The sequence below is a fragment of the Xanthomonas cassavae CFBP 4642 genome, assembly GCF_000454545.1.
GTDB classification, from domain to species: domain Bacteria; phylum Pseudomonadota; class Gammaproteobacteria; order Xanthomonadales; family Xanthomonadaceae; genus Xanthomonas; species Xanthomonas cassavae.
In genome coordinates, this window is the sequence record NZ_CM002139.1 from 1,653,992 (window position 1) to 1,670,957 (window position 16,966).

The 16,966-nt window shown below is 65.5% G+C and carries 13 protein-coding genes; 6 read left to right on the top strand and 7 right to left on the bottom strand.

The features are described 5' to 3' along the window. Positions 1-36: 36 nt before the first annotated feature. Positions 37-1,164 carry a mechanosensitive ion channel family protein gene (locus XCSCFBP4642_RS0107380; protein ID WP_029219233.1) on the top strand — a complete coding sequence of 376 codons (1,128 nt, stop codon included), beginning with the start codon at positions 37-39 and terminating at the stop codon, positions 1,162-1,164. Positions 1,165-1,284: 120 nt separating this feature from the next. Here XCSCFBP4642_RS0107380 and XCSCFBP4642_RS0107385 read toward each other — a convergent pair whose 3' ends face one another. From XCSCFBP4642_RS0107385 to typA, 3 genes are all read right to left on the bottom strand, one after another. Beyond that, a complete protein-coding gene (locus tag XCSCFBP4642_RS0107385; protein WP_029219234.1) occupies positions 1,285-2,898 on the bottom strand; it encodes an amidase in 1,614 nt (537 codons plus the stop codon). Positions 2,899-3,006: 108 nt separating this feature from the next. Further along, positions 3,007-3,474 (bottom strand): DUF2127 domain-containing protein, encoded by a 468-nt coding sequence (locus tag XCSCFBP4642_RS0107390; RefSeq protein ID WP_033898126.1) that lies wholly within the window; start codon positions 3,472-3,474, stop codon positions 3,007-3,009. A gap of 18 nt (positions 3,475-3,492) precedes the next feature. Beyond that, positions 3,493-5,322: a translational GTPase TypA gene (typA, locus tag XCSCFBP4642_RS0107395; protein ID WP_029219236.1), complete on the bottom strand. Its 1,830-nt coding sequence runs from the start codon at positions 5,320-5,322 to the stop codon at positions 3,493-3,495. 243 nt (positions 5,323-5,565) lie between these two features. On the opposite strand from typA, the gene XCSCFBP4642_RS0107400 reads away from it, so the two are divergent. Then, positions 5,566-6,060, top strand: coding sequence for a peptidylprolyl isomerase (locus tag XCSCFBP4642_RS0107400; protein WP_010368631.1), 495 nt, complete (start codon positions 5,566-5,568; stop codon positions 6,058-6,060). A gap of 120 nt (positions 6,061-6,180) precedes the next feature. Further along, the gene (locus XCSCFBP4642_RS0107405) at positions 6,181-7,167 is read left to right on the top strand and encodes a malate dehydrogenase (RefSeq protein WP_029219237.1); all 987 of its coding nucleotides are present in this window, start codon (positions 6,181-6,183) and stop codon (positions 7,165-7,167) included. Positions 7,168-7,355: 188 nt separating this feature from the next. Here the strand turns inward: XCSCFBP4642_RS0107405 and XCSCFBP4642_RS0107410 are convergent, their stop codons facing one another. Further along, positions 7,356-7,970: a glutathione binding-like protein gene (locus XCSCFBP4642_RS0107410; RefSeq protein ID WP_029219238.1), complete on the bottom strand. Its 615-nt coding sequence runs from the start codon at positions 7,968-7,970 to the stop codon at positions 7,356-7,358. Between the two features lie 457 nt (positions 7,971-8,427). On the opposite strand from XCSCFBP4642_RS0107410, the gene XCSCFBP4642_RS0107415 reads away from it, so the two are divergent. Beyond that, positions 8,428-10,161 (top strand): chloride channel protein, encoded by a 1,734-nt coding sequence (locus XCSCFBP4642_RS0107415; RefSeq protein WP_327192082.1) that lies wholly within the window; start codon positions 8,428-8,430, stop codon positions 10,159-10,161. 43 nt (positions 10,162-10,204) lie between these two features. On the opposite strand, the gene XCSCFBP4642_RS0107420 is transcribed toward XCSCFBP4642_RS0107415, so the two are convergent. The 3 genes from XCSCFBP4642_RS0107420 to XCSCFBP4642_RS0107430 form a co-directional block, all read right to left on the bottom strand. Then, complete coding sequence (locus XCSCFBP4642_RS0107420) at positions 10,205-10,666, bottom strand: cell wall hydrolase (RefSeq protein WP_029219240.1); 462 nt, start codon at positions 10,664-10,666, stop codon at positions 10,205-10,207. Positions 10,667-11,386: 720 nt separating this feature from the next. After that, a complete protein-coding gene (locus XCSCFBP4642_RS0107425; RefSeq protein ID WP_029219241.1) occupies positions 11,387-13,426 on the bottom strand; it encodes an NADPH-dependent 2,4-dienoyl-CoA reductase in 2,040 nt (679 codons plus the stop codon). A 295-nt stretch (positions 13,427-13,721) separates the two neighbouring features. Beyond that, on the bottom strand, positions 13,722-14,744 hold the full coding sequence (locus XCSCFBP4642_RS0107430; RefSeq protein ID WP_029219242.1) for a zinc-binding alcohol dehydrogenase family protein: 1,023 nt from the start codon (positions 14,742-14,744) through the stop codon (positions 13,722-13,724). A 413-nt stretch (positions 14,745-15,157) separates the two neighbouring features. Here XCSCFBP4642_RS0107430 and XCSCFBP4642_RS0107435 point away from each other — a divergent pair, with 413 nt between their 5' ends. Beyond that, entirely contained in the window at positions 15,158-16,255 is a 1,098-nt protein-coding gene (locus tag XCSCFBP4642_RS0107435) for an OmpA family protein (RefSeq protein ID WP_029219243.1), read from the top strand. Positions 16,256-16,456: 201 nt separating this feature from the next. Beyond that, a complete protein-coding gene (locus XCSCFBP4642_RS0107440) occupies positions 16,457-16,963 on the top strand; it encodes a hypothetical protein (RefSeq protein WP_029219244.1) in 507 nt (168 codons plus the stop codon). Positions 16,964-16,966: the final 3 nt, after the last annotated feature.

The following is a 16,966-nucleotide window of genomic DNA, read 5'->3' on the forward strand; positions in this document are numbered from 1 at the left end:
GCAGCCATCCCTCTTTCCCCCCACAGGAGGAACGGTTTGACTGCCGATTGGAACGTCATTCGCGAATACGCAATTCCCCTGGGCGCCGCGCTGCTGGCCGGCGTCGTCACCTGGTCGCTGATGCTGTGGCTGTTTCGCCGCATGCAGGGACGCGATTACCGCCGCGCGCGCATCATTCGCGTGATCACCTTGCCCGCGGCCTTCATCCTGCCGCTGCTGTTCCTAGGTGTTGCCACCGAGGCCACGCCGCTGACCGGCAAGGCGCTGGCGGTAGTGCAGCACCTGTTGCATGTCGGCATCGTCGGTTGCGTGACCTGGCTGCTGGTACGTGCAGTGGCGGCCGGCGAAGCGGCGATCCTGCGCAGCAACCCGATCGAGGTGTCGGACAATCTCACCGCGCGCCGCATCCAGACCCAGACCCGGGTGCTGAGCCGCGTGGTGATGGGCGCAGTAATTTTGCTTGGCATCTCGGTGGTGCTGCTCGGCTTCGAGCAGGTGCGCCATATCGGCAAGACGCTGCTGGCCTCGGCCGGCATCATCGGTCTGGTGGCGGGCATCGCGGCCAAGCCGGTGTTCGGTAATCTGATCGCCGGCCTGCAGATTGCGCTGACCCAGCCGATCCGGCTGGACGATGTGGTGATCGTGGAAGGCGAATGGGGCCGCATCGAGGAGATCGGCAGCGCGTATGTGGTGGTGCGGATCTGGGATGAGCGACGCATGGTGGTGCCGCTCACCTGGTTCATCGAAAACCCGTTCCAGAACTGGACGCGTGCTAGCGCGGATCTGCTCGGTACCGCATTCCTGTGGCTGGATTACCGCACGCCGATCGCCGCAGTGCGCGCGGAACTGGAGCGCATCTGCCAGAGCGAGCCGCTGTGGGATGGGCGGGTGTGCGTTACCCAGATCACCGATACCAGCGACAACACCATCCAGGTGCGCCTGTTGGTGAGTGCGCGCAATTCCGGCGATGCCTTCGACCTGCGCTGCCTGGTGCGCGAACGCATGATCGATTTCCTGACCCGCGAGCATCCCTATGCATTGCCCAGGATTCGCGCCGAGATCGTGGCGCAGGAAAAGCCGGCCTTGCGCGCAGCAGAACCGATCTCGCCGGACAACGTGCGTTCGCCGGGTGCCGAAGACGGCGAGCCTGCAGCATCCATCTAGCCTCGTCTGCAGACGTGCCTGGCCGTTTTTGTGTGCGCTGGCGGCCAGCCGGTTCGCGCATCGCTCGGGTGATGCTGTCTCATGACGTCGATGCCTGTACCGCCCCGCATTGCCTTGCGGTCAGTCGACTGGCTTTGCTTGCGATGCGCCCGGTGTCGCCGGCGGTGCGCTCGGCGCGTAGCCGGGCGCGAACCGCGCGTGGCTGCGCTGCTCGTAGGCGTAAGCCAGTTCGATCAGGCGCGGTTCGCTCCAGGCGGTGCCCATGAACAGCAGTCCGAGCGGCAAGCCTTGGGTCTGCCCCATCGGCACGCTCAGGCTCGGATATCCGGCCACCGCCGCGGCGCCGTAGCCGGCACCGGGAAAGGTGTCGCCCTTGCCGAGCGTGGTGACCCAGGCCGCGCCGGTGGTCGGCACGATCAGCGCGTCCAGGCGGTCGGCTTTCAGGGCTGCGTCGATGCCTTGCTCGCCGGCGAGCCGTCTGGCGCTGGCACGCGCGCTCAGATAGCCCGGGTCCTCCAGGCCCGGCGCAGCCTGCGCCTGTTCGAACAACTCCTGGCCGAAGTAAGGCATTTCGCGCTGCGCATCGGCGCGATTGAAGGCAATCAGCGCGTCCAGGTCCTTGACCGGCGCGGCGTGGCTGCGCAGGTAGGCATTCAAGCCGGCCTTGAATTCGACCAGTAAGACCATCTGCTCAGCAGCATCCCACTTGCCATCGGTGACCAGGGCAGTCTCTACCACCGTGGCACCTGCCGCGCGCAAGGTCTGCACGGCGCGATCCAAGACGGCGGCGATCGCGTGATCCTCGCGCAGTGGGTTGCGCAGCAGGCCCAGGCGCGCGCCGCGCAGGCCATCGGGTTTGAGGTGGGCGAGATAGTCTGGAGGGGACGACGGCGCATTGCGCGTGGCCGGATCCTGCGCATCGGGCGCGGCGATTGCCTGCAACACCGCGGCCGCGTCGGCCACGCTGCGCGTCATCGGGCCGGCGCTGTCCTGGCTGGCCGAAATCGGGATGACGCCGTCGCGGCTGACCAGGCCCACCGTCGGCTTGAGCCCGACCAGGCCGTTGACCGATGCCGGGCAGGTGATGCTGCCGTCGGTCTCGGTGCCAATGCCCACGGTGGCCAGGCTGGCGGCGATTGCCGCACCGGTGCCGGCGCTGGAGCCGCACGGGTTGCGGTCGAGCGCGTAGGGGTTGCGGGTCAGTCCGCCGCGGGCGCTCCAGCCGGAGCTGGACTGGGTGGAGCGGAAATTCGCCCACTCGCTCAGGTTGGTCTTGCCCAGGATCACCGCGCCGGCCGCGCGCAGGCGCTGCACCAGAAAGGCATCGCGGGCCGGGCGGGACGCGGCCAGTGCCAGCGAGCCGGCGCTGTTGACCATCGGCACGGCGTCGATGTTGTCCTTGAGCAGTACCGGGATGCCGTGCAACGGTCCGCGCACACGTCCGGCGCGGCGTTCGTCGTCGAGCCGGCGTGCCTCGGCTTCGGCCTGCGGATTGTGTTCGATGACCGCATTGAGTTGCGGGCCGGCGCGGTCGATGCTGGCGATGCGTTGTAGATAGGCGCCGGTCAGTTCGAGGCTGGTGATGGTGCCGGACTGCATGCGCGCCTGCAGGCCGGCCACATCGGCCTCGACCAGCTCCAGTGGCTCGGTGCCGGCCGCCGTGTCAGGTGTGTGGCGCGTCGGGGCGTCGGCATGCGCACAGCCGCACAGCGCCAGCAGCAAGGCAAAGGACAAGGTGGTGGATCGCATCGGCGCGGGTTCCCCGGGAGGTCTTCGCAGGCTAATGGCGCAGGATCGGGGTGACAACGGATGGCCGCGTCCGCGTGGACGGGGCAGGGTGGGTCAGTGGCGACGCCGGACCAGATCGCGTGCCAGCACGCCGACGACGATCAGGTTGATCGCCAGCACGGCCCAGGCGGTCCAGCCAGGATGGCGGACGATGGCGTAGATATCGAATGGCAGATAGATGGCGGCCGACAGGCAGCCCAGCAGCGAGGCCCAGGCCTTGGCGCGCCACAGGCCCCAGGCTTCCACCACATGCAGCAGGCCGTAGGCCAGCATGGCGGCAGCGGCCAGATGCACGGCATCGGGGCTGATGGTCTTGAGCAACGACGGCAGTGCACCGTGGTCGGGATCCAGATTGAAACGGCGGATCAGCGTGCTGACCGCATTCTGCAGCGAGAGCGGGCCCAGAATTTCCAGGCCCGTCGCCGCCAGCAGCGCAAGCACCCCCTTGACCGCCTCGAGCAAGGCGATCGCATGAAGGCCCGGATGCGCGCGCGGATCCGGGCTGTAGGGCTTGCGCTGCACGAGCGTGACCGCCAGGGCTTAGCCGGAACGGCCAGCGCGCTTGCGGTCGCTTTCGGTCAGGAACTTCTTGCGCAGGCGGATTTCCTTCGGGGTGACTTCGACCAGCTCGTCGTCCTCGATGAAGTCCAGCGCCTGTTCCAGCGTGTACTTGATGGCCGGGGTCAGCTTGATCGCATCGTCCTTGCCCGACGCACGCATGTTGGTCAGCGGCTTGGTCTTGATCGCGTTGACGGTCAGGTCGTTGTCCTTGGAGTGGATACCGATCAGCTGGCCTTCGTACACGTTGTCGCCTTCGGCGGCGAACAGGCGGCCACGCTCTTCCAACGGCCCCAGCGCATAGGCCGGGGTTGCGCCCGGGGCGTTGGCAATCATCACGCCGTTCTGGCGCTTGGCGATGGCGCCCTGTTCCTTCGGGCCGTAATGGTCGAACACGTGGAACAGCAGGCCCGAACCCTGGGTCAGGGTGCGGAATTCGTTCTGGAAGCCGATCAGGCCACGGGCCGGGATCATGTAATCCAGGCGCACGCGGCCCTTGCCGTCCGGCTCCATGTTCTTCAGCTGGCCCTTGCGGGTGCCCAGCTTTTCCATCACGCCGCCCTGGTGCTGTTCTTCGATGTCCACCACCAGCTGTTCGATCGGCTCCATCTGCTTGCCGTCGATTTCCTTGATGATCACTTCCGGGCGCGACACGGCCAGCTCGTAGCCTTCACGACGCATGTTTTCGATCAGCACCGACAGGTGCAGTTCGCCACGGCCGGAGACCAGGAACTTGTCGGCGTCGGAGCCTTCCTCGACCTTCAGCGCCACGTTGTGCACCTTCTCGCGGTCCAGACGGTCGCGTAGCTGACGGCTGGTCAGGAACTTGCCACCGGACAGGTCCTTGTTGCCGGCGAACGGCGAATTGTTGACCTGGAAGGTCATCGAGATCGTGGGTTCGTCCACGGTCAGCGCCGGCAGCGCTTCGGGGGCGTCGAGCGCACACACGGTGTCGGAAATGGTCAGCTCGGCCACGCCGGAGATGGCGACGATGTCGCCGGCTTCGGCGGTGTCCTGCTCGATGCGCTCCAGGCCCAGGAAGCCCAGCACCTGCAGCACCTTGCCCTGACGCTTCTTGCCCTCACGGTCGATCACGCTGACCGGCATGTTCTTCTTCAGCACGCCGCGCTGGATGCGGCCGATGCCGATCACGCCGACGAAGTTGTTGTAGTCCAGCTGGCTGATGCGCATCTGGAACGGGCCGTCCGGATCGACGTCCGGTGCCGAGACGTGCTGCATGATCGCTTCGTACAGCGGGGTCATGTCACCGTCGCGCACGCTCGAATCCAGGCTGGCGTAGCCATTCAATGCCGAGGTGTAGACGATCGGGAAGTCCAGTTGCTCGTCAGTGGCGCCGAGCTTGTCGAACAGGTCGAACACCTGGTCGATCACCCAGTCCGGGCGCGCGCCGGGACGGTCGATCTTGTTGACCACCACGATCGGCTTGAAGCCCATCGCGAACGCCTTCTGGGTCACGAAGCGGGTCTGCGGCATCGGGCCGTCCATCGCGTCGACCAGGATCAGCACCGAGTCCACCATCGACAGCACGCGCTCGACTTCGCCACCGAAGTCGGCGTGTCCGGGGGTGTCGACGATGTTGATGCGGTTGCCCTGCCAGGTGATGGCCGTGTTCTTGGCCAGGATCGTGATGCCACGTTCCTTTTCCTGGTCGTTGCTGTCCATCACGCGCTCAGCCAAGACGGTGCGTTCGGACAGGGTGCCGGACTGCTTCAGCAGGCAGTCGACGAGGGTGGTCTTGCCATGGTCGACGTGCGCGACGATGGCGATATTGCGGAGTTTTTCAATGGACATGCGGAAAGGGCCCCTGTCTGGCGCCAGTCTTGAGATGAGGTAAGCCCAACATTATAGCGGTTTCGTTGCGCTGCCGTTGCGGATTAGCGCACGTCGGTTCAGATCGCCCATTCAGCCAGCGTGACGGGCCGGGCAGCCGGGGCGGGCAGAACCGTTGGACCATGGTCGTAACCGCGCGGCCGGCTACGCGCCCGGGTGTATCCTAGTGAGCTGTTGATCACTCCAGAACCTGCAAGGATTTCCATGTCCCTGATCGCCACCTTCGACACCTCCCGCGGCCCGATCGTTGTCGAGCTGTACCCGGAGAAGGCTCCGCTGACGGTTGCCAACTTCGTCAACCTGGCCAAGCGCGGCTTCTACAACGGCCTGAGCTTCCACCGCGTCATCGCCGACTTCATGATTCAGGGCGGCTGCCCGGAAGGTTCCGGTCGCGGCGGCCCGGGCTACCGTTTCGAAGACGAGGCCAACAACGGCGTCGGCCACGAGCGCGGCGTGCTGTCCATGGCCAACGCCGGCCCCAACACCAACGGCAGCCAGTTCTTCATCACCCACACCGCCACCCCGTGGCTGGACGGCAAGCACACCGTGTTCGGCAAGGTCACCCAGGGCCTGGACGTGGTGGACAGCGTTGCCCAGGGCGACACCATCAACACGCTCACCATCGAAGGCGATACCGACGCCGTGCTGGCGGCCAAGGCCGACCGCGTCGCGGAGTGGAACAAGATCCTCGCCGCCTGATCGCAGTTCCCGTCGAACGGCCGCCTTGTGCGGCCGTTCGTTTGTCAACGCGCGCCGCCAGGCCTTGCGGCCCCGCCAGCGCGCCACCCCCACCAACGCTTTTTAGCAGAGGAAACACCCATGAAAGCACCTGTTCGTGTTGCTGTGACCGGCGCTGCCGGCCAGATCGGCTATGCCCTGCTGTTCCGCATCGCCTCCGGCGAAATGCTGGGCAAGGATCAGCCGGTGATCCTGCAATTGCTGGAACTGTCCAACGAGAAGGCCCAGGCCGCGCTCAAGGGCGTGATGATGGAGCTGGAAGATTGCGCGTTCCCGCTGCTGGCCGGCATGGTCGGCACCGACGACGCCGAAGTGGCGTTCAAGGACATCGACGTCGCCCTGCTGGTCGGCGCGCGTCCGCGCGGCCCGGGCATGGAGCGCAAGGACCTGCTGCTGGAAAACGCCAAGATCTTCACTGCGCAGGGCGCGGCGTTGAACAAGGTGGCCAAGCGCGACGTCAAGGTGCTGGTGGTCGGTAATCCGGCCAACACCAACGCCTACATCGCGATGAAGTCGGCGCCGGATCTGAACCCGAAGAACTTCACCGCCATGTTGCGCCTGGATCACAACCGTGCCCTGAGCCAGCTGTCGCTCAAGCTCGGCAAGCCGGTCGGCGGCATCGAGAAGCTGGTGGTGTGGGGCAACCACAGCCCGACCATGTACCCGGACTACCGTTTCGCCACCGCCGATGGCGCGTCCATCGGCGATGCGATCAACGACCAGGAATGGAACGCCAGCACCTTCATCCCGACCGTGGGCAAGCGCGGCGCGGCGATCATTGAAGCCCGTGGCCTGTCGTCGGCGGCGTCGGCCGCCAATGCGGCCATCGACCACGTGCGTGACTGGGTGCTGGGCAGCAATGGCAAGTGGGTCACCATGGGCGTGCCGTCCGATGGCTCCTACGGCATTCCGGAAGGCGTGATCTTCGGCTTCCCGGTCACCACCGAGAACGGCCAGTACACGCTGGTCAAGGATCTGCCGATCGACGAGTTCAGCCAGAAGTACATCGACAAGACCCTGGCCGAGCTGGAAGAAGAGCGCAGCGGCGTGTCGCATCTGCTGGGCTGAGCACCACGGTTGCTGCAAGTCAAAACGCCGGGCATTGCCCGGCGTTTTTTGTGCCTGCCCACCAGCGTGACGCCAGCGGGTGGGCATCGCGGCGGTGCAGCGTGGGGTGCACTGTGCGCAGCGACAACGCGGCGCACGTGCGCTCGGTGATTCGGCCACCAAGGTGCGTGCCCTGGTCGCGTTATCGCTTACTCTAGGCCTTCGGCTTTCAGCGCTGCCTGCACGTCGGCATCGGCCTGCATGCGCTGGAAGAAGGCATCCAGTGCCGTCAGCCCACTCACGTCCACGCCGGCCTTGCGGGCCCAGCGCAAGGTCACGAACAGATACGCATCGGCGCCGGTATGGCTGTCGCCGGCCAGCCACTGGCGGCCCTGCAGATGCGCATCGGCACGCGCGTAGAGCGTGCGCAACTTGCTGCGCGCATCGTCCTGGCTGCGCGCGATCAATGCCTGATCCTGCAGGTAGCCGGTGCTGCCGAAGATCGGCTTGAAGGTCGGGTGGACGTCGGCGTTGGAAAATGCGATCCAGCGATTGATCTCGGCACGGCTGCGCGCGCTGCCATCGCCGCCCAGGCCGGTCAGCGGCGCAACATCGGCGATGTAATTCAGGATGGCAGCGTTCTGCGTCAGCGCCCAATCGTCGATCAGCAGCAACGGCACGGCACCTGCCGGATTGAGCTGCAGATAGTCGGGCGACTTCATGGTGGCGGCATCGACCACTACCAGATCGAACGGCAACCCGGACCAGCGCAGGACGATGTGGTCAGCGAGCGAGCAGGCGCCGGGCTTGGTGTAGAGCTTCATGGTCCAATCCAGTGAGGAGCAGGACCGCAAGTTTAGCCGGGTTGTCCTGCACGCGCGGCGCGCAGCGCAACGACGGGGGCGCGTGGCGTGGCGCACCGAGACAGGCACTGCGATGGACGAGGCACCGACAAGGCGGTTTGGTCCTGGGCGAACTCTGCCGCCGATGTTTCGGCAGCATCGGTGTGGCCGTGCGGTGGGTGGGCGTGGACCGCCATGCGTATTCGTTTCGACACACGCGCACTTGCAGGTTTAAGTTTCAGCCAGCTACTGCGGGACGATCGGCGTAGCCTTTGCCGCGTCGCACTTCCGGCGTTCCCCCTTGATCGATTCCCACTCCACCACGCATACACGCGTGGCGATTCCGCTCGCCCCATCATTGGATCCAGCACTGGCACAGATGCCGGCTCAGTTTCGGCCGCTCGATCGCCGCGTGCCCTGGATCGCCAGTCTCAGCCTGATGTTGGCATTCGTCGTGGCGGGCGTTGCGCAGCTGCTGACCGCGCTGATCGGCTTGGTCACCAACCTGGCATATTTCGGTCGCCTGGACGTCGAGATGGTCAGCCCGGCAGAACATGCATTGGGAGCCTGGGCGATTGCGGTGCCGGTCGTCGGTGGCGTGATCGTCGGTGTGATGGCGCGCTACGGTTCGGGTGCGATTCGGGGGCACGGCATTCCCGAGGCGATGGAACAGGTATTGCGTAACGACAGCCGCATTCCGCCCATCATGACCTGGCTCAAACCCACATCGTCGGCCGTGGCGATCGGGACCGGCGGGCCATTCGGTGCGGAAGGACCCATCATCGCCACAGGCGGCGCACTTGGATCACTGCTGGGGCAGCGACTGCATGTCACTGCCGACGAACGCAAGACCTTGCTCGCTGCAGGTGCTGCCGCCGGCATGGCCGCGATCTTTGCAACGCCGATCGCGGCGGTGGTGTTGGCGGTCGAACTGCTGTTGTTCGAACGCCGCGCGCGCTCGCTGATTCCGGTGGCGCTGGCGGCGATGGTCGGCGCCGCGATGCACGGTGTGTTCGAAGGCGCCGGCCCGGTATTTCCCATGCCGATGCTGCCGCCGGCGGTGTTGAGTGCGCTGTTCGCTTATGTGGCGATGGGAGCCGTGGTCGGTGCGATCAGCGTCGGCGTGACACGTCTGACCTACGGCATCGAAGACGCATTCGAACGGATTCCGCTGCACTGGATGTGGTGGCCGGCGATTGGTGGCGTGGTGATCGGCGTTGTCGGCTACTGGGTGCCGCGGACCTTGGGCGTGGGATACGACAACATCATTCTGGTACTGGGCGGCGGCGTGGGGCTGGGCACGATGTTGATCCTGTGCGTGGCCAAACTGGTGTCGTGGTCGGTGGCGCTGGGCAGTGGAACCTCCGGCGGCACGTTGGCGCCGTTGTTCACCATCGGTGGTGCGCTGGGTGGCGTGCTCGGGGTTGCCGTGGCGACCTATGCACCGTGGCTCGGTGTCGACCCACGGATGGCGGCGCTGGTCTGCATGGCGGCCATGTTCGCGGGTGCCTCGCGTGCATTTCTGGCCTCAGTCCTGTTTGCCTTCGAAGCGACCCAGCAAACGCACGGACTGCTGCCGCTGCTGGGCGGCTGCGCGGCGGCGTATCTGGTCTCTGGCCTGATGATGCGCCACACCATCATGACCGAGAAGATCGTGCGTCGCGGCGTTCGCGTTCCATCCGACTATAGCGCCGATCATCTGGATCAGATCGCGGTAGGCACGGTGTGCAGCCGCGACGTGGTGAGCCTGGAGGCAACCCAGACACTGGGCGAAGTACGCCAGTGGTTGCGTGGTGGCGGGGCCGAGGTCAGCCACCAGGGCTTTCCGGTCACCGGCCCAGAGGGCCTGCTGCAGGGCGTGCTGACGCGCCGCGAGCTGCTCGACCAACGCAAGACCGATGACATGCCGCTCGCTGCGCTGCTGCAGCGCGCGGCGGTGGTCATCGGCGAGCAACACTCGCTCCGCGAGGCCGCCGATCACATGAGCGATGCCGGTGTCGGCAGGTTGGTGGTCGTGGACGGACAGCAGACCTTGCGTGTGGTCGGCATCATCACGCGTAGCGATCTGCTCGCGGCACATGGCAGCCGGCTGCAGGCAGCTCGGGAAATCGTACGAACCTCTGCGCGCCGTTCAATCCAGGCAAAGACAGCGCAAGCAATTCCAGAGGCGTGATGGCGGCGGTATCGACACGCCGCAGCATGCTGCGGTGCGTCGCTTAGGACGCTGTGCGCGGACGCAGCTTCTGCACGCGATAGAAGGTGTGGTCGCCGATGGTGGCCACTTGGTAAGCATTGCGCCAGCTTGGGCTTGCAATTGCGCTGGCAGCAAAGTGGCTGGCACCCGGCACGATTTCCTTGCGCTGACCGGCAGGCAGTGCCCAGTTACGTTCTGCAGCCAGTGCAACATCCAGCGCCTTGTTCCAGGCGTCATCGTTCTTCAGCTGCGTGCCCGGGGCCACGATGGTCGGTGCGAACTGCTTGCGCGCAGTGACCACTTCGCACATCGAATCACCCCACAGACCGCTGTCCAGCCGACGCAGTGCAACTTCAGCGACGGCCTGCTGGCCGCGCAAGGTCTGGTCACGCGCTTCCAGGTACACGGTGGTACTCAGGCACAGCGAATCTGCAGCTGGCTGCGGCATCAATTGCGCCAGCCAGAAAATCCAGATCATCTTCATACAACTCCTTGCTCCGTATGGGCCGGTCCGCAGGGCATCCAGGGTGGCTGCACCAGTGCGAAAGGCTTGGCGTCATGGGGAGGCGACCTGTCACGGGCCGCCCGGTCTCCGGCGAAAGAGATCTGCCGAAGGTGCCCACCAAGTGGGTGGGTCAAAAAGTTGGCGCACGGTAGGCGTCGATCACAGAATCGTGCCTGAATGGGCAGCGCTGAAGCAGCGCAACGTCGGCTGTGCCTGCTTTGGCCGGTTGGACGGCATGCATTGCAGCAGCGGATGCGCGTCGCATCGGGTCAGCGACAACGCAGCAAGCAAGCGTCGCCGCATCGGCGTCGATACATTTGCAATGACGATGCGCACTGCCGCAATGCATGACGGATTCACGCCAGCTGCACGCGTCATCTGTCCATCGGTAAAAGCCGGTCACATTGACCAGGAAGCTGTCGGCAATCGGGCGCGCCGTGTACGCAGCGTCCGTCCGCGTTTGTCTGGCCGCAGCCAGCGGCTCACGTGGTCAGGCGTATGTGACCGGCATGCCGCCTGGGACGCAGCCCTGTGTCGCGTACTTGCCACCACTGCATCGAAGCGACGCTGTCGCTGCAGGCTTCAGTGCGCTTCGCAAGGGTGAGAAGCAGGCAATGCCGGCGCAGTGAGCCTGGTCCGCCGGCACCCGCTTGCTGTCGCCTTGCGCAACGCAACAGCACCGGCGTACCGGCGCAGATATCACAAGGTTGCGGCGAGTCGGCTGGCCTGGTTGATCGCGCGCTTGGCATCCAGCTCGGCCGCCACGTCGGCGCCGCCGATCAGGTGCGGCTGCTTGCCGAGCGCCTGCAAGGCGACCAGCAGCTCGCGGCGCGGTTCCTGGCCGGCGCAGATCACCACCGTGCCGACATCGAGCAATTGCTCGCTGCCCTCCACGCGGATACGCAGTCCGGCATCGTCCACGCCCAGATACTCCACGCCGCCAAGCATCTTCACACCCTTGGCCTTGAGCGTGGCGCGGTGGATCCAGCCGGTGGTCTTGCCCAGCCGCGCACCCGGCCGCCCCGGGCTACGTTGCAGCAACCAGACCTGGCGGGCGGGGCGCTCGGGCTGCGGTTTGGCCAGCGCGCCGCCGGTCTCGAAGGTCGGGTCCACGCCCCATTCGGCCATCCAGCGTACCGGGTCCAGCGACACGGGCTCGCCTTCGTGCACCAGGAATTCGCCGACATCAAAGCCAATGCCACCGGCACCGATGATGGCGACCTTGCCGGCGGGCACGTGGCGGCCCAGCACCACGTCCAGATAGCTCACCACCATCGGATGGTCGGCACCCGGGAAGTCGACCTTGCGCGGCTCGATGCCGGTGGCCAGCACCACCTCGTCGAACTCGGTGAGGTCGGCTGCCTGCACATGGGTCTCCAGGCGCAACTGCACGCCGGTCGCCTCGACACGGTGGCTGAAGTAGCGCAGCGTCTCGTTGAACTCTTCCTTGCCGGGAATGCGTCTGGCGATGTTGAACTGCCCGCCGATCGCACTGCTGGCATCGAACAGGGTCACCCGGTGGCCGCGCTCGGCTGCGACCGTGGCGCAGGCAAGGCCGGCCGGCCCTGCACCGACGACGGCAATGCGCCGGGGCGTGGTGGTGGGCGTGTAGACCAGCTCGGTTTCGTGGGCCGCGCGCGGATTGACCAGGCAGGTGGCCAGCTTGTTCTCGAACACATGATCCAGGCAGGCCTGGTTGCAGGCGATGCACGTATTGATGGTATGCGATTGCCCGGCGCGGGCCTTGTTGGTCCACTGCGGGTCGGCCAGCAACGGCCGCGCCAGCGACACCATGTCCGCCGCGCCGTCGGCGAGGATGCGCTCGGCCACCTCCGGCATGTTGATGCGGTTGCTCGCCACCACCGGAATGCGCAGGTGCGGTTTGAGTTTGGCGGTCACGCTGGCGAATGCGGCGCGCGGTACCGAGGTGGCAATGGTCGGGATGCGCGCCTCATGCCAGCCGATGCCGGAATTGATGATGGTGGCGCCAGCTGCCTCGATCGCCTGGGCCTGGGCCAGGATGTCCTGCCACTGGTTGCCGTCTTCGACCAGATCCACCAGCGACAGCCGGTAGATGATGATGAAGTCCGGTCCGCAGGCCTCGCGGATGCGGCGCACGATCTCCACCGCAAAGCGCATCCGCCTGGCCGCATCGCCGCCCCAGGCATCGCTGCGTTTGTTGGTGCGTGCCGCGGTGAATTCGTTGATCAGATAGCCTTCCGAACCCATCACCTCCACGCCGTCGTAGCCGGCCTCGCGCGCCAGCCGCGCCGACCGCGCATAGGCGGCGATCTGGCGGTCCACCGCCGCTGCAGACAGGGCGCGCGGGGTGAACGGATTGATTGGCGCCTGCAACCTGGACGGTGCCACCGACAGCGGGTGATAGGCGTAGCGCCCGGCATGCAGCAGCTGCAGGCAGATCTTGGCGCCATGCTTGTGCACGGCACGGGTGACCTGGCGGTGCGGGCGCACTTCCCAGGGCCACGACAGCTTGCCGCCGAACGGCTTGAGCCAGCCCACCACATTCGGGGAGAACCCGCCGGTGACGATCAGGCCAACCCCGCCGGCCGCGCGCTCGGCGAAATACGCCGCCAGCTTGGGGAAGTCGCGTGCGCGGTCTTCCAGCCCGGTATGCATCGATCCCATCAGGACGCGGTTGCGCAGTTGGGTGAAGCCCAGATCGAGCGGCGTGAACAGGTGCGGGAAGGGCGAGGGCGAAGGGCCGGTGGCGGGCGACATGATATGGATACGCTGGCGTACGGAGTGCGCACGATGCAGGCAAACGGGCGTGGCGGCAAGTCCCGGGCGTCCGGGCCCGGGTTGCCGGCTGCGGCGCAGTTGCTGGAAGGCCGGGCGGGTACCTCCTGCCGTGTCAGGGTGTGCGCGGTGCCGCGCCTGTTTTCTGCGTCCGGATGCGTCTGTCCCTGACGCCCGTGGCGTGCGAAGGACAAGTCCCTGCGTCTTTTTTCCTGTTTCGCTTGAGACGCGTGGCAGCGACGTTGTCAGACAGGCGACGACATGGCGCTTGCGGCGGCTACCAGCCGGCCAACGTCAGCTTGCCGATGGTGCTGCCGCTTTCCAGCCGTCGGTGCGCTTCACGCAAGGTGCCGGCATTGATCGGCGACAGCGTTTCGGTATGTGTCGTGCGCAGCTCACCTGCGTCGATCAGGCTCGCCGCACGGTTGAGGATGCGATGCTGTTCCACGATGTCGTCGGTGGCGTAACGCGAGCGGGCGAACATCAGCTCCCAATGGATGCCGATGCACTTGGACTTGTACGGGTCGCCGATCGCCAACGGGCCGCGCGGCTCGACGATCAGGCCGACATGCCCTTGCGGCGCCAGGATCTCGCCCAGCGGTTGCCAGTAGCGATCGGTGTCGGCCAGGTTCAGTGCCGCTTCCACGTTGTGCAGGCCCAGCGCCTGCAGCTGCGGGTGAAGCGGTTGATGATGATCGATCACATGCTGGGCGCCCATCTGTCGCACCCACTCGATGCTTTCCGGTCGCGATGCGGTGGCGATCACCGTGAACCCGGCATGCCGCGCCAGCTGGATCGCGATCGAGCCAACTCCACCGGCGCCGCCGATGATCAGCAGATGCCGGCCGCGGTTGCGTGCGCCATCAAAGGCGAACGGCATGCGCTGGAACAGCAGCTCCCACGCGGTGAGTGTGGTCAATGGCAGCGCAGCGGCCTGCGCAAAGCTCAGCGAGGTGGGTTTGCAGCCGGCGATGCGCGCATCCACCAGTTGGTACTGCGCGTTGCTGCCCGGCCGGCTGATGTCGCCGGCGTAATAGACCTCATCGCCCACCGCAAACGCGGTGACGTCCGGACCCACTGCCTCGATCACGCCGGCGGCGTCGTAGCCCAGGATCTTGGGTGCGTCCAGGGTCTGCGGCTTGGGCGCACGTACCTTGGTGTCGACCGGATTCACCGAGATTGCTTCCACTCGTACCAACAGGTCATACCCCGACGGCGATACGGGAGCCGGAAGCTCCATGTCAAGTAACGAGGCCGGGTCGTCGATCGGGAGATAACGTGCGAAGGCGACAGCTTTCATCGGAACGCTCCTGGTGGGGAGTTCAGGGTGCGTTGTGACGCAAGTTGGCTGCAACCACCGACCCCACAATTCAGCTCGGACCGGGTCTGGCGTTCACCAATGTGGTTTCTGCGGCGCTCAGCAAGGTCAAAACAGGCGTAGGTGTCATCGTCCTCACCGGGATTAATTCGGCTCCCGTTCATATCAGATGGTCGGTAAAAGTGGGCAACCGGTCCTTTTCTTCATGAAGCTGTATACGTAGTATTGGCTGGGGTTTGCAGCCCTGGCGATTGCTTTCACATGTTATATGACCGTTAACGCGATCTTCACTGAGGCCGGCTTAATCTGCGCCCCGATGGCTCTGGATGTGACGAGCATCTTTACCAAGAACAACGCCTCTATCGGTTTTATCTCCCAAAGAAGGAGCTGTATAAATGAACAAGAAAATTCTCACTGCCGCGTTGCTCGGCGGTCTGGCAGTTGCCCAGGCTGCGTCCGCGCAGGAGTTCGATGACCGTTGGTACCTGACCGGTAGCGCTGGCTTCAACTTCCAGGACAGCGATCGCCTGACCAATGATGCTCCGTTCGTCACCCTGGGCTTGGGCAAGTTCGTCAGCCCGAACTGGTCGATCGACGGTGAACTGAACTACCAGAACCCGAACTTCGACGCCAACCAGGATCAGAACTGGAGCCAGTACGGCATCTCGTTCGACCTGCGTCGCCACTTCATCCAGGAAGGCCGCGGCTGGAACCCGTACCTGCTGTTCGGCCTGGGCTACCAGCGCTCGGAAGAAGAGTTCGACGCCACCCCGAACCCGGTGTCGCCGGGCCAGCAGAAGGACGGCAACTTTGCCGCCAAGGCTGGTGTGGGTCTGCAGACCACCTTCGACAAGCGCGTCGCCGTGCGTGCCGAGTTGGCCTACCGCGCCGACTTCAACGACCAGAGCGTTGCTGCTCCGCAGGAAGACTGGTTTGGCGACGTGCTGGCTTCGGTCGGCGTCGTGATCCCGCTGGGACCGGCTCCGTCGACCGCGCCGCCGCCGGCTCCGGCTCCGGTTGCTCCGAGCTGCGCCGACCTGGATGACGACGGCGACGGCGTCAACAACTGCGACGACAAGTGCCCGAACTCCCAGCCTGGCCAGACCATCGGTCCGGACGGCTGCCCGGTGCCTGTGTCGATCGACCTGAAGGGCGTGAACTTCGACTTCAACAAGTCGACCCTGCGTCCGGATGCCGTGTCGATCCTGAGCGAAGCGACCGAGATCCTGAAGCGTTACCCCGATCTGAAGGTCGAGGTTGCCGGTCACACCGACTCGAAGGGTACCGACGCGTACAACCAGAAGCTGTCCGAGCGTCGTGCGACCACCGTGTACGACTACCTGACCAAGAACGGCGTCGATGCGTCGCGTCTGGTCGGCCCGATCGGCTACGGCGAGAGCCGCCCGATCGCTCCGAACGCCAACCCGGATGGTTCCGACAATCCGGAAGGCCGTGCGAAGAACCGTCGTACCGAGCTGAACGTCCAGAACTAATCGGACCGCCAGCTTGTTTCATACAAAACCCGGCCTTGCGCCGGGTTTTGTCTATGTGTGCTCCGAAAGTCCGCTAATTCCTCCGCGTACAGGCTGCAATGCTGTCTGTGTTGCCCTCCCGGCACGGTTCCTGTTGAAACAGCGTTCATCGCTGCCTACACTCGCCGCGTCGACACCACACTCTTACTGGAAGAACCAACGATGCTGCGTACCGCTACGGCAGGACTGCTCTGTCTCGCTCTGATTCCCGCCGCCTACGCCGCTCCGAACTGCGCCGGCAGCACGGTGTCCCAGCCACTGCCGTTGCCCGCCACCGTGATTGCGCCGGCGGCCGCCGAGTTCTACACCCGTAGCGTGCAGCTGGGCATGCCCACCGGCGTGCTGGCACAGCCTTACACCACCGAACAGTCGGTGGACCGCGTGTTGCTGCGTCTGCGCGTGGAAGGCTGCCAGGATCTGGCCAAGGTCATTCCGCCGGGCGGCACCGTCAATCCGAACGATCCGGTCGCCTACAAGGCCACCACCGCGTTCGACAACACGCCGTGGCGCTTCGACATGAGCCAGAACGGCAAGCGCATGACGGCCGAAGAATTCGACGCCTGGATGAAGGCGCGCGGCGTGCGCGTGGTCAAGGCGCGTCCAGCCCCCGGTGCGGCTCCTGCTGCAGCGGCGCCGGCAGCCGACGCCAAGCCGGTCGAGAACAAGTAATCC